This window comes from Rhizobium sp. RCC_161_2 (assembly GCF_041355235.1).
Taxonomy (GTDB): domain Bacteria; phylum Pseudomonadota; class Alphaproteobacteria; order Rhizobiales; family Rhizobiaceae; genus Rhizobium.
The window spans coordinates 511230-523768 of the sequence record NZ_JBFUPL010000003.1; the positions used below are offsets into that span (position 1 = coordinate 511230).

Genomic DNA, 12539 nt, shown 5'->3' on the forward strand with positions numbered 1-12539 from the left:
AATGACGTGTCCGCGCTCCTACATGGGAAGCATCAAACCTCCCTTTCACCACGCAGGTCTCTTGCCATGGTCCCCTTTTCCATTCTTGATCTTTCGCCCGTTGCCGAAGGCAGCACCGTCAGCCAATCCTTTGAAGGATCCAAGAGGATGGCGCAGAAGGCGGAGGAGCTTGGCTACACCAGGTTCTGGCTGGCGGAGCATCACGGCATGCCCGGCGTCGCCAGCGCCGCCACGGCGGTCGTGATCGGCCATGTCGGCGCCGCGACCTCACGCATCCGCATCGGCTCGGGCGGCGTCATGCTGCCCAACCATGCGCCGCTGGTGATCGCCGAACAGTTCGGCACGCTGGAAGCCCTGTTCCCCGGCCGCGTCGATCTCGGCCTCGGCCGGGCTCCGGGTACGGATATGCGGACCGCCCAGGCGCTGCGCCGCAATCTCGACGCCGGCGCCCAGAGCTTCCCCAACGATATCATCGAGCTTCAACATCTGTTCAGCCCCGCCGACGAAAACCAGTCGATCCTCGCTGTGCCCGGCAACGGCGCGAAGGTGCCGATCTGGCTGCTCGGATCGAGCCACTACAGCGCCCATCTCGCCGCCATGCTCGGCCTGCCCTATGCCTTCGCCTCACATTTCGCTCCGGAAGCCCTGCTCGACGCTGTCGCCATCTACCGTGACCGCTTCACGCCCTCGGCAACCCTCGACAAGCCCTATGTCATGGTCGGCGTCATGGGTTCGATGGCGGATACGGACGAAGAGGCGCAATATCAATTTACGTCGGCCGAACAGCAATTCGTCAATCTGCGCCGCAACGTCCGCGGCCCCTTCCCGCGTCCGCGCAAGGACATGGACGACTTCTGGACGCCGATGGAGAAACTGAACGTCGAGCACACGCTGCGCTACGCTGTCGTCGGCTCACCCGCGACCGCGGAGGCCAAGCTGTCTCAATTTATCAAGGATACGGAAGCCGACGAGGTCATCATCTCAATGCCGATCCACGACATCGAGGCGCGGCTGAAATCGGTCGAACTGTTCGCCACGCTGCCGAGCTTCAAGAAGGCGATTTAGCCACCTCCCCCTTGAGGGGGAGGTCGCGCGGAACGCGCGGGTGGTGGTGACGTTCGGCATCCGCAGAAATCACCCCACCCCGAACCTTGGGTCCGACCCTCCCCATCAAGGGGAGGGTAGATCAAGCAGAAAGCTTGGCCATGACTTCTTCGGAAACTTCGAAGTTCGAATAGACGTTCTGCACGTCATCATCGTCTTCCAGGCTGCCGATGAGCTTCATCAGCGACTGTGCCTTTTCTTCATCGACCGGCACGTTGTTCTGCGCACGCCAGATCGCCTTGACGGTTTCGGCTTCGCCGAGCGTCGCTTCCAGCGCCTTGGCGACTTCGTTCATCGCCTCGAAGCCGCAGATGATGGTGTGGCCGTCTTCGTCGCTCTCGACATCATCAGCGCCGGCTTCGATTGCCGCTTCCATGACCTTATCGGCATCACCGACTGTCGGCTTGTAGGTGATCTCGCCGACATGGTCGAAGGAGAAGGAGACCGAGCCGGTTTCGCCGAGCGCGCCACCGGCCTTGGTGAAGATCGAACGGACGTTCGAGGCGGTGCGGTTGCGGTTGTCGGTCAGCGCTTCGACGATGATCGCGGTGCCGCCGGGACCATAACCCTCATAGCGGACTGCATCGTAGTTTTCGCCGTCACTGCCGGCCGCCTTCTTGATGGCGCGGTCGATATTATCCTTCGGCATCGACTGTGCCTTGGCATTCTGGATTGCCAGGCGCAGGCTCGCGTTCATCGTCGGGTCGGGCAGGCCCGCCTTGGCGGCAACCGTGATTTCACGCGCCAGCTTGGAGAACATTTTCGAACGCACCGAGTCCTGACGACCCTTGCGGTGCATGATGTTTTTAAACTGTGAATGGCCAGCCATGGCACCCCTGTTCACGTCTTTTGTTGGGAATGGGCCGCCTTATAAGAGCGATGCGGCCTTCGTTCAAGCAAAAAGCCAGACATAGGCGGCTCGCCCGGCTGTGAACCCTCGCAAGCTGAGCCATACTGATCGGCTCACAGCCCCTTCAGCACATAGATCAGCGGCTTTCGCGGCAGCGCTTTCAACGACACCGTAGTGCTCGCGCTCGGTGCATAGGCGACATCGAAATCAGGGCCGAAAAGGGCGAGGAACTGATCGACCGGTGGCCCCCAGCGATGCATCGGCAGGATCAGCGACGAGCGCAGCCTCTTGACCACGCGGCTCATGCTGTCCGCCCCCATGGTCAAGCCACCGTCGACCGGAACCATGACAACATCGAGCCGGCCGATCTCTGCATATTGCTTGTCGTTGAGCTCGAAATGCAGGTGTCCGAGATGACCGATGCAGAGGCCGGCCACTTCGAAGATGAAGATGGAATTGCCGTTAGGCTCGATGCCCCCGGACCACGAGCGGATATCGGTCACCACATTGCGGATCAGCGTATCGCCGACAGTCAAATGGACCTTCGCCGGTTCGCCGGGCGTATCGCTCCAGCCATGCAGCACATATTGGATCGCCGGATCCGGCGTCAGCGTGTAATGCGTCGGATGCGCCTTGTTCATGGTGACGGCAGTCGGCGTATAGGGCGGCGGATAGGTGCCGCTGAAATCCGTCGCGATCGAGACGCCGCCGGGCGTTTCGATGAAGAAAGTGGCGTGACCGAGGAAGGTGATCTTCACATCACCGTTGACGGGATCCTTGGCAAGAGTCGGACCAGGACCGGAAAAGCTCGCAAAGGTCGCCTTGGGCAGAGACTGCGCAATCGCCTGGCATTGACTGGGTTGAGGGCGGGAAGGTTTCTCCTGGGCGTTCGCAACACTCCAACCCGCCAGAACCAGCAGGAAGAACATGGCAAAGACAGGAAATCGCAACATCATGCCACCCCCTCAAGCCTTACGGAAGCGGAGAGGATGCGGCACGGTTAGAGGCAGGTCCAGCGGCAATCCGATGGGGATTGCTCACAATCGCGTCATTGCCACTGGGCGATGAATGATTGGGCAGCCGCTACCGCCAGAACTCCGGAATGGTCTCGGCCAGACGCGGCCCAAGCCGCAGCGGCGCGATCTTTTCCGCAAGCCCGGTCGCATCCGAAATCTCCACGCCGACACCGCAGATGGTGGCAGGGCCGGAGGCGGCCTCGAAACGGCCCTTCGGCATTTTCGAGATGAAACGGTTGAGCGGTTCTTCCTTCTCCATGCCAAGCGACGAATCGTAGTCGCCGCACATGCCGGCATCCGACATATAGGCGGTGCCGCCGTTCAGGATCTGCGCGTCGGCGGTCGGCACATGCGTATGCGTACCGACGACCAAGCTGGCGCGGCCATCGACGAAATGGCCGAAGCACTGCTTCTCGCTGGTCGCCTCCGCGTGGAAATCGAAGACGATGGCATCAGCCTGTTCCTTCAGCGGGCAGGCATCGAGGATCGCTTCCGCCGACTTGAACGGGTCGTCCAGCTCCGGGTGCATGAAAACGCGGCCCATGATGTTGGCGACAAGCACGCGGGCGCCGTTGCGGGCATAATAGATGCTCGAGCCACGGCCGGGCGTGCCGGCGGGATAGTTGGCCGGGCGCAGGAACTGGTCGTGGCGCTCGCAGAACACCACCGCTTCCTTCTGGTCCCAGACGTGATTGCCCGTGGTCACCACATCGGCGCCGGCATTGATGGTTTCGAGAAAGATATCCTCGGTGATGCCGAAGCCGCCTGCGGCGTTCTCGCCATTGACGATGACGAAGTCGAGCTTCAGATCGGAAACCAAGCCCGGCAAGCGATCCCATACCGCAACCCGTCCGGTCTTTCCGACCATGTCACCCAGAAAAAGCAGCCGCATTCCCTATCCAATCTCCACGGAAACAAAATTGAGCCCGCTCTCGGTCAAAATCGCGTCCAGACGGACATCATGCGGCTCAGCCGGTACTGATGGCACTTCCTGGCAGTCGAATGCAATGCCGATCAGCCGCGGATTCAAGCCTTTTTGATGCAAACGATCGATGGCGCGGTCGTAATGGCCGGCGCCGTAGCCGATGCGATGGCCGGTGCTGTCGAAAGCCGAAAGCGGCACCAGCATGACCTCGGGGTCCAGAACGGCGGCATCAGGCCCGGGCCCCGCCGTGCCGAAACCGCTGGGGACCAACGGCGCACCGGGCACGAGTTCGCGAAAGACGATGGTGAGCTTGTCGAGAATGACCGGCACGCAGAGCCGCGCTCCTCGCTCCCGCAACCGCGCCATCAGCGGCCGAATGTCGGCCTCCGACCGGATCGGCAGGAAGCCGGACACGACCGTCCCCGGTCCGACCTCGATCGCATCGCCGGCATGGGCAAGCATCGCCAGCCCCTTTTCGATGCGCTCGTCTGGCGGGATCGCATCGCGGGCGGCAAGGCGCTCGTTGCGATATCGGGCTTTCAGCTCTTTGGGGGTCATCAGGCTTTCATACATTGGGACAATATCAGGAAAGCATAATGAGCCTGCGGCCTAATGCAATGCGCGAAAGCGACATGGGGTTATCGCCTGCCCGCCCGCGGCTTTAGCCGGCCTTGCTTACCACAGAAAGGTGGCCGTGCCCGTCGACATGCGCCCGAACATTCTCATAGTTCGGCAGCGTCGAATGCGCGGTATCAAGCGGATGGGAATGCGTCGCCGTGATCACCACGACGTCGGCGCCGGCAGCCTCACCGGCTTTGATGCCAGCCATGACATCTTCGAAGACCAGGCAATCGGACGGCCGCAGACCGAGGCGCTCGGCGCCGAGGATGTAGCACTGCGGATCGGGTTTGCCGACCTTGACGTCTTCGGCCGTGACGATGAAGCGCGGAACCGGAATGCCGGCGGCGGCGAGACGCGCATGGGCAAGCCGCAGTGGCGATGACGTGACGATCGCCCAGCGTTCCGGCGGGAGGGAGGCCAGGAATTCGATGGCGCCAGGCAACGGCACGACGCCTTCCAAATCGGTAATTTCCGCCTCCATGATCAGTGCCGATTCCGCGACCGGATCGACACCCGGCAAGTTGAGCTTGCCGATCGTGTCGATGCCACGCGCGCCATGCATGGTCGGCATGAACTTCTCGACATCCAGCCCCTTGCTTCGTGCCCAATCGCCCCAGACACGCTCGGCGGCAGCGATCGAGTTGATGATCGTGCCGTCCATGTCGAACAGGAATCCGGAATAGCTTTTGTCGAAGACGGAAGACGATATGGCGGACAAGGTTCAGTCCCCTCTCGGGTTGGCGGGATCAGGTGGGCGAGCCGGGATCGACTCGCATCGTCTTTCTTCCGACTACCGGCAGCCACGCCAAGAAGCAAACGAATGCTGGGCGGCGGACATGGAAAATAGCGGTGCGTATGGCTGAATAGCTGCTGGAATGCGCGGCGGAACAAGCCGCCGCGCGATCAGTGCGTCACTCGCCGAGCCGGCTCTTCAGGCCGTTGATGATGTGATTGGCCAGAGCCTGGTAATCGTCGTCGAAATGGTGGCCGCCATCCATGGCGATGACTTCGGCGCCCGTACCGGTCAAGACCGGGCAGGCAACATCCTCGTCATCGTCCTTGCCGTAGATGCATTGCACCATCTTCGGATTGATCGATTTGAGGTCATTGGTGGGATCGCCGCCTTTGCCCTCGCTTGTGGCGCCCAGCCAACCCATGACCGAGATCACGTAGTCGACCTTGCGCGACAGCGACAACAGCGACATCTGGACGATCTTGTCCTTATCGGCCTGCTTCAGCCGGTTATAGCTTGCCGGCAGCACGTCGGCGCCGAAGGAATAGCCGACCAGCACCACATGCTTCACCTTGAAGCGCTTGGTGTAGTATTGGATCATCCGACCGAGATCGTCGGCGGTCTGCTGCGGATCGCGCTCCGTCCAGAAGTAATGCAGCGTGTCGACGCCGACGACGGGGATGCCCTGGTCCTGCAGATAGCTGCCGACTTCCTTGTCGATATCGCGCCAGCCGCCATCGCCGGAATAGACGATCGCCAAGGTGTCTTCCGTGGGCTTGGTATCCATGACATCGACGGGCAGACCGAGAGGCGACTTCTCGCTGTCGATCGTCTTCATCAGATCCGCCAACCCGGTGCTGAGGGTGGCATAGGTGTCGTTATCGTCGGAATCGGTAACCTGGACATCGGGGTGATCCTTCTGGATCTCCTCGACATGGTCGCGTCCGTCCTTGGGAGCGTTCGAGGTGAATGTCGCGACGATCGGGTTCGGCAGCGCACCTTCCTGAAGCCCGAAGGACACCATGTCGCCATCGCTCTTCTTTTCGGCGGGCGTGCAGAGCTCCTGCTTCAGCGCAATGCCTGAGGTCGGATCGACGGCGAGCGTGCCGGCAACGGTAGCGTCCGGGGTCTGCGCGGCGATCGTCAAGGCCATGGCGCCGCCCGCGCCGACACCGGCGATGACCGGCAGCTGATAGCTGCTGTCGGCAAAGGAGCGCTGCACCTGCTGGCTAAGCGATTCCAGATCCGAGACCATGTAGATGCAGCCGTCATTCTGGCTGACGTCATATTTGTTGAGCGATGCCAGGAAGGACGGATAGTCGATGCCGATGACCAGCGTGCCGTTGGCGACGAGCTTGTCGGCGACGCCCTTTTCCTTGTCGCCCCAGCCGGCGACGTCGGAGATCAGAATGACCTCGCTCGTCACCTTGCCCTGCGGGCGCAGGATATGCGGTGGGGAGATCATGCCGAGATCGTATTTCGTATCGTCCTCGTCCGCTTTTGCCACGCCGGATACCAGCAGACCGGCAGTCAGCAGCAATGCGGAAGCCAAGGATGTTGCGTATTTCAAGATCATTTCCTCACGACCCCCTTAAGTCCGCCCCCGATGAGGAATGTGGCATCCATCAACGCGATCATTGGACTGACACCTCCCGAAACGGCCAGATAGCGTGGCTGCCATTCAGGATGGAACTTTGATTTGAAGGCACGAAGCCCTTTGAAATTGTAGTAACGTTCGCCGTGTTCGAAGACGGTCCCCCCGACCCTGTCCCAAACCGGCGCCGATTCCCGTCTCGACATGCCCGATAGCGGCGCCATACCCAGATTGAAGCGCTGGAAACCCTGCCCCTTCAGATATTCGAGGATCTGCACAAACAGGAAATCCATCGATCCCTTCGGGGCATCGGGCGAAAAGCGCATCAGGTCGACAGAGCCCTCCTCCCTGGTCTCCGTCATCAGGATATTAGCGAAAGCGACGATCTTACCATCCTTTTTCAGCACGCCAACCGATTGCGAGGCAACATAGTCGGGATCGAAGGCCCCCAGCGAGAAGCCTTTTTCCTTGGCGTTATGATCGGCAAGCCACGATTCCGAAACCTCGGCCAGCTGATCCATGATTTCAGGTACATGCTGCGGCTCGATAACGGCAAATTCTAGTCCGTCGCGCACAGCGCGGCTTGCGGTCTGGCGAAGATTGGCCCATTTGCCGCCCTTGAGCTCGAAATTGGTGAGGTTGACCACCGCCAGCTCGCCAAGCTTGAAAGCGCGCAAACCGGCATCGGCGCAATAGGACAGAAGCGCCGGCGATATCTGATAGAAGACCGAGCGGCAGCCTGCCGCGCGGGCGGTTTCGACGAAGCGCCAGACGAGCTCAGGCAGGGCGTGCTTGGGGCCGATCGGATCGAACAGCGCGATCCACGAGCGGCCCTGCTTGCCGTACATGATGAAGGCATCACCCTTTTCCGAGAACATGATGCTCTTGTCGCCCATCCGCACCAGATTGGCGTCGGCGACGCCCTGGTTGCGGACGATCTCGACAGCCCGCTCCACGGCATCTTCGGAAACCGGGTCCAGTCGCGGCGTCGCCGGCCGCAACAGGCTGAAGATCGCGATCGCCGACGAGACGATGGAAATACCGAGCACGGCGCGCAGCCCGCGCGGCGCCTCACCGGTGAACTCGAACTCCCACCAGAGCTGGTTGCTGTATTCGACGTCACGATAGACGAAGAACAGAATGACGATGGCGCCGATGCAGATCACCGCGATCGCCGTCAGCCAGCCGCCTGTCAGGGCCTGGTTCAGCAGCGATGCCGGCCGGGTGAAGAGCTGACGGCTGACGACGAGGCCGAAGATGAGGAAACCAAGCAGCCCGGCCTCGACAATGGCGATGGCCTTCAGCAGCGACAACAGCAGCGCCAGGACCGCCGAGAAGATCGAAACCCACCAGGCGCCGTCGAGACGCTGGCCAAGCCCGCGGGCGGCAACGATCATCGCAAGCCCAAGAAGGCTGGACAGGAAATGCGCTCCTTCGACGATCGGCAATGCCAGGTAGTCGCGGAGAAATTCGAGGTTCTGATCCGGCGTCGGCGTCACGCTCGAAAAGACCAGCATCATGCCGAGCAGCAGCGCGAAGGTCGACAGCAGCTGCGGCATGAGGCGGCCGCCGATGCGGCGCATGCTGGAGGCGGCAGGATGATCGACGAAGCGACGCAGTTCGGCCACGGAGACCGCCAGGATGGCGATCGCCAACGGAATGACGTTGTAGATGACGCGATAGAGAACCAGCGAACCAAGGACCGCGTCGGCATTCACCGAGCTGCCGAGCCAGGCGATGATGATCGTCTCGAACACGCCGAAGCCGGCCGGAACGTGGCTCAGCACACCGAGGCCGACGGCAATCGCATAGATGGCGAAGAAGCCCGGCCAGCCGATGGCCGTATCCGGCAGCAGCACATAGAGCACCGAGGCCGAGGCGGCGATATCGAAGGCCGTCACCAGGAATTGCCGCGACCAAGTGCGCGAATCCGGCAGGCGAATGGCGATCGGCCCGATCTGCACTTCGCGGCCGTTGCGGCCGATGACGATCACCACGGCGAGCGCCGCGAGAATGGCGGCGGCGATCAGGCGCAGCCACAAGCCGTTGACATTGATCAGCGGGCCGATCTCATCGGCGATGACCAGCAGCGCGATGGCGCCGACGGCGGCAAGACCGAGGCCGAAGGCGAGCGTAACGAAGGCAATGACACGGGTGATGTCATCGGGCGACAGTCCCATCCTCGTATAGGCGCGATAACGAATGGCGCCGGCGCTGAGCGCGCCGAAGCCAGCCGTGTTACCGACCGCATAGGCACTGAAGGAGGTGAGCGCCACATGCGGGAACGGCAGACGCTTGCCGATATACTCCAGCGCGTTCTGATCGTAGAAGATCAGCGAGGCAAAACTCAGGCCCGTGAAGAACAGGGCAAGCAGGATGGAGGAGAGCTTGGTCGTCTCCAGCGCGTGCACGACATCGTCATAGCGGACTTCGTTCGTCAGATCGAAGATCGCATAGGCGGCGATGCAGAAGACGGCGACGGTGAGGACGGCGACGATCAGCGTGCGGTTGCTGTTCAGGAACCCGCTTATCCCGCCGTGTTCCTTCAGTTCCTCATCGGCTTTTTCCAGATCGATTGGGGTCGACATGCTCTACCTGTTTCAAATGGCTTTCGCCGGTCCCGTTTGCTCGGATATGCAGTAACGCTAATATTGCATTTTTATGCTGTCGCCTGCACTTCTTTCCACGGGCTCTTTTTCTCGAGCGCTCCCATGTTTCTCAATTCGGGCAATTTTGGCGCAGGCCGCGTTCCTCTAACAAGGAATCCGTTATTATTAAAAGGAATTTGTCATTCACCAGGAATTTGAGCTTATCCACACAGAAAAGTGACCTGCGCTGCCGGCAAGCAGCGCAGGTCACGATCAGGACATTCAAGCGGGTCACATTCGCTCGACAAGCGTCCGCGAACGACTATCACCACGCGACACGAGACACACCGGTTTTGCTCAACCGCGCCTCAGCGATCCGGCGCCTCGGCGGGCACGCCGCGCATTTCGCTCAGAAAGAACCCTTCCCGCAGATTGATGCCATATTCGACGAAGGCCTTCATGCAGCAGAGCATCTGGGTCCAGCCTTCGCAATTGAGGTAGGTGCCGCGACGGCCGGCCGCATCCTCACGCCAACCGGATTCCGCGATCGTCACCAGGGTACCGCCGTCGTCGAGCGCTTCGAACGTCATCTCCACCTTGGTCCTGTAATGCGCGCCCTCCGCGTCGGTACCGCCATCCCAGTGAAAGACGATGCGGCGATTGGGATCGACCTCGCTCACCTCGACCGGCGCCTTCTTCCACCAGATGACCGTTGTCCCGGCCACGAGCGGCGCGCTGGCGCCGCCGACGGTGGTGAAGTAGCTCGAAAGCTTCTGCGGATTGACCACCGCGTCGAAGACCTCCTCCACCTTGCGGCCGACGCGGCCCGAAATACGGATATCCAACGTCATGGCTTCTCCTCCTCTTTCTGATCGGAATTGTTTCTCCATTGCGATCGACGCCATTATGTTATAAAAACATAACATGTCAAGCGAATCGGATAGCGACCTCATTTTCAAGGCCCTGGCGCACCGTCGCCGGCGCGAAATCCTCGACATGCTCAAGGACGCACCGAGAACCACCGGCATGCTCTGCGAGACCTTCCCGGACATGGACCGATGCACGGTGATGCAGCATCTGAAGGTGCTGGAAGAGGCCGATCTGGTGATCGCCAAAAAGGAGGGGCGCGAGCGCTGGAACCACCTGAACAGCCTGCCGATCAAACAGATTCACGATCGTTGGATCAGCGCCTATGCCGGCCACGCCCTATCCATTCTCGATAGGCTCAGGAGCGATCTCGAAGGCTAAGATGTGAGAGTTCATGACACCGCTGAACCGGACGCTATGCTTCGCCGCTCCGCCCCAGCAACGCCCTGAGCTTCTCGCTGGTGCCGTCCTCCTCGAGCGGCGTGTAGACCACCAGCTTCATGTCGGGCCGGTCGATGACGGTAAGTGCCGTATACTCGAAATTCATCAGCCCGCCCAAGGGATGGCGCAAGCGTTTGTGGCCCGCCAGCGGCCGCAATACGTCCTGCCGCGGCCACCAGGCGCGAAATTCCGGGCTTGCCTGCGTCAAGGTGGCGATCAGCCGTTCGAAATCGGGATCGCCGGCATAGCGCGCGCTATCGGCGCGGAACATGGCGAGCGAGTTCGCCGCCACGATCTCCCAATCGACCAGGAGCTGCCGGTGCACGGGATCGGTGAAGACGCGATGGACAGTGTTGCGCGCATCGCCTTGCAACAGGCCGTAATCGCCGAAAAGCGCCACGGACGCCGCATTCCAGGCGAGCACATCCCAGCGACGGCCAAGCACATAGGCCGGCTGGCCGGTGAGGCTCGCCAGCATGCGCCGCAACGCGGCTGGCACATCCTCCGGCCCGCCTATCGGAACTTCCGTCGATGGCCGATCGCTCAAGGTAAAGAGATGCCGTCGTTCGGCCGGATCGAGTAGCAGGGCATCGGCCAGCGCCGACAGCACCTCCACCGAGGCGCGCACGTCCCGCCCCTGCTCCAGCCATGTGTACCATGTGGTGCCGACACCGGCGAGAAGCGCCACTTCCTCTCGCCTGAGCCCCGGCGTCCGGCGGCGAAACCCGTCCGGAAGCCCGACGCTTGCCGGCGTCAACTTCTCCCGGCGCGAGCGAAGAAAAGCCCCGAATTCGCGGCGGCGGGCGTCTAGAACGGTTTGGTTCTGGCTGATGGTCATGGCTGATCATAGCAGGATGAATACTAGGATAAAGTCAGAACTGTTTGTCGCGTCCGCAAACTGCCAAATATCCCTCAAGAGACGAGGCAGAGGCGATCGCGATGACCATGAGCAACAAGACGATACTGGTTACCGGCTCGACCGACGGCGTCGGCCGGCGGGTTGCCGAAAGGCTCGCGGCAGCGGGTGGCAAGGTGCTGGTGCACGGCCGCGACCAGGCGCGCGCCGAGAGCCTGTTGGCCGACATTCATGATGCGGGCGGGAAAGCGGCCTTTTACCTCACCGATTTCTCCTCGTTGGACGAAGTCCGCGCGCTCGCCGACGCCATCGAGCGTGATCACGGTCGCCTCGACATTCTGATCAACAATGCCGGCATCGGCACGAGCGGCGGTGGCGCTGGGCGTCAGGTGAGCCGCGACGGACACGAATTGCGTTTCGCGGTGAACTACCTTGCCGGCTTCCTGCTCACACGTCGCCTGTTGCCGCTGTTGAAAGCGAGCGGGGCCGCCCGCATCGTCAATGTTTCCTCGGCCGGCCAGCAACCCATCGATTTTTCGGATGTCATGCTGACGCGCGGCTATAGCGGCGTGCGCGCCTATTGCCAGAGCAAGCTGGCACAGATCATGTTCACCTTCGATCTCGCCGAGGAAGTGGCCGGCTCCGGCGTTACCGCCAATTGCCTGCATCCCGCGACCTACATGAACACCACCATGGTCCGCCAGGCGGACGTCACGCCAATCAGCACCGTCGATCAGGGCGCCGACGCTATCCTCAATCTGACCGTGGGTACCGATCCCGAGGGACGCACCGGCCTCTACTACGACGGGCAGTGCCCCTCCCGCGCCAATGCGCAGGCCTATGACGCGAATGCACGTCAGCGCCTGCGACTCCTCAGCCAGGACCTTACCGGCCTGAGCTGAACCCCTCCACAGTCCCATCATTGTCAACCCAACAAGGAGACA

General features: G+C 61.6%; 12 protein-coding genes. 3 read left to right on the forward strand and 9 right to left on the reverse strand.

Annotation, left to right across the window (positions count from 1 at the left end; all coding sequences use genetic code 11):
- Window positions 1-66: 66 nt before the first annotated feature.
- Window positions 67-1065, forward strand: a complete 999-nt coding sequence (locus tag AB6803_RS10310) for an LLM class flavin-dependent oxidoreductase (protein ID WP_371108783.1) — start codon at window positions 67-69, stop codon at window positions 1063-1065.
- A 121-nt stretch (window positions 1066-1186) separates the two neighbouring features.
- Here the strand turns inward: AB6803_RS10310 and AB6803_RS10315 are convergent, their stop codons facing one another.
- From AB6803_RS10315 to AB6803_RS10350, 8 genes are all read right to left on the reverse strand, one after another.
- Window positions 1187-1933, reverse strand: coding sequence for a YebC/PmpR family DNA-binding transcriptional regulator (locus tag AB6803_RS10315; protein ID WP_007701343.1), 747 nt, complete (start codon window positions 1931-1933; stop codon window positions 1187-1189).
- Between the two features lie 134 nt (window positions 1934-2067).
- Entirely contained in the window at window positions 2068-2910 is an 843-nt protein-coding gene (locus AB6803_RS10320) for an MBL fold metallo-hydrolase (RefSeq protein WP_371108784.1), read from the reverse strand.
- 127 nt (window positions 2911-3037) lie between these two features.
- Window positions 3038-3862: a YmdB family metallophosphoesterase gene (locus AB6803_RS10325; RefSeq protein ID WP_371108785.1), complete on the reverse strand. Its 825-nt coding sequence runs from the start codon at window positions 3860-3862 to the stop codon at window positions 3038-3040.
- A 3-nt stretch (window positions 3863-3865) separates the two neighbouring features.
- Window positions 3866-4453 (reverse strand): 5-formyltetrahydrofolate cyclo-ligase, encoded by a 588-nt coding sequence (locus tag AB6803_RS10330; protein WP_371108786.1) that lies wholly within the window; start codon window positions 4451-4453, stop codon window positions 3866-3868.
- A 103-nt stretch (window positions 4454-4556) separates the two neighbouring features.
- On the reverse strand, window positions 4557-5234 hold the full coding sequence (locus AB6803_RS10335) for an HAD family hydrolase (protein ID WP_371108787.1): 678 nt from the start codon (window positions 5232-5234) through the stop codon (window positions 4557-4559).
- A gap of 193 nt (window positions 5235-5427) precedes the next feature.
- On the reverse strand, window positions 5428-6825 hold the full coding sequence (locus AB6803_RS10340) for a virulence factor (RefSeq protein WP_371108788.1): 1398 nt from the start codon (window positions 6823-6825) through the stop codon (window positions 5428-5430).
- A complete protein-coding gene (gene mprF / locus AB6803_RS10345) occupies window positions 6822-9431 on the reverse strand; it encodes a bifunctional lysylphosphatidylglycerol flippase/synthetase MprF (protein ID WP_371108789.1) in 2610 nt (869 codons plus the stop codon). The genes AB6803_RS10340 and mprF overlap by 4 nt, the downstream gene beginning before the upstream one ends.
- A gap of 368 nt (window positions 9432-9799) precedes the next feature.
- The gene (locus AB6803_RS10350; RefSeq protein ID WP_371108790.1) at window positions 9800-10282 is read right to left on the reverse strand and encodes an SRPBCC domain-containing protein; all 483 of its coding nucleotides are present in this window, start codon (window positions 10280-10282) and stop codon (window positions 9800-9802) included.
- 73 nt (window positions 10283-10355) lie between these two features.
- Here AB6803_RS10350 and AB6803_RS10355 point away from each other — a divergent pair, with 73 nt between their 5' ends.
- Window positions 10356-10679, forward strand: coding sequence for an ArsR/SmtB family transcription factor (locus AB6803_RS10355; RefSeq protein WP_371108791.1), 324 nt, complete (start codon window positions 10356-10358; stop codon window positions 10677-10679).
- 34 nt (window positions 10680-10713) lie between these two features.
- Here AB6803_RS10355 and AB6803_RS10360 read toward each other — a convergent pair whose 3' ends face one another.
- A complete protein-coding gene (locus AB6803_RS10360; protein ID WP_371108792.1) occupies window positions 10714-11577 on the reverse strand; it encodes a helix-turn-helix transcriptional regulator in 864 nt (287 codons plus the stop codon).
- Window positions 11578-11678: 101 nt separating this feature from the next.
- Here AB6803_RS10360 and AB6803_RS10365 point away from each other — a divergent pair, with 101 nt between their 5' ends.
- A complete protein-coding gene (locus AB6803_RS10365) occupies window positions 11679-12497 on the forward strand; it encodes an SDR family NAD(P)-dependent oxidoreductase (protein ID WP_371108793.1) in 819 nt (272 codons plus the stop codon).
- Window positions 12498-12539 lie beyond the last annotated feature (42 nt).

Excerpts from the sequence above, each read along its gene's own strand:
- AB6803_RS10325 (WP_371108785.1), bottom strand. The coding sequence starts at position 3,862 with ATGCGGCTGCTTTTTCTGGGTGACATGGTCGGAAAGACCGGACGGGTT.
- AB6803_RS10320 (WP_371108784.1), bottom strand. The coding sequence starts at position 2,910 with ATGATGTTGCGATTTCCTGTCTTTGCCATGTTCTTCCTGCTGGTTCTG.
- mprF (WP_371108789.1), bottom strand. The coding sequence starts at position 9,431 with ATGTCGACCCCAATCGATCTGGAAAAAGCCGATGAGGAACTGAAGGAA.
- AB6803_RS10360 (WP_371108792.1), bottom strand. The coding sequence starts at position 11,577 with ATGACCATCAGCCAGAACCAAACCGTTCTAGACGCCCGCCGCCGCGAA.
- AB6803_RS10340 (WP_371108788.1), bottom strand. The coding sequence starts at position 6,825 with ATGATCTTGAAATACGCAACATCCTTGGCTTCCGCATTGCTGCTGACT.
- AB6803_RS10315 (WP_007701343.1), bottom strand. The coding sequence starts at position 1,933 with ATGGCTGGCCATTCACAGTTTAAAAACATCATGCACCGCAAGGGTCGT.
- AB6803_RS10330 (WP_371108786.1), bottom strand. The coding sequence starts at position 4,453 with ATGACCCCCAAAGAGCTGAAAGCCCGATATCGCAACGAGCGCCTTGCC.
- AB6803_RS10310 (WP_371108783.1), top strand. The coding sequence starts at position 67 with ATGGTCCCCTTTTCCATTCTTGATCTTTCGCCCGTTGCCGAAGGCAGC.
- AB6803_RS10355 (WP_371108791.1), top strand. The coding sequence starts at position 10,356 with ATGTCAAGCGAATCGGATAGCGACCTCATTTTCAAGGCCCTGGCGCAC.
- AB6803_RS10365 (WP_371108793.1), top strand. The coding sequence starts at position 11,679 with ATGACCATGAGCAACAAGACGATACTGGTTACCGGCTCGACCGACGGC.
- AB6803_RS10350 (WP_371108790.1), bottom strand. The coding sequence starts at position 10,282 with ATGACGTTGGATATCCGTATTTCGGGCCGCGTCGGCCGCAAGGTGGAG.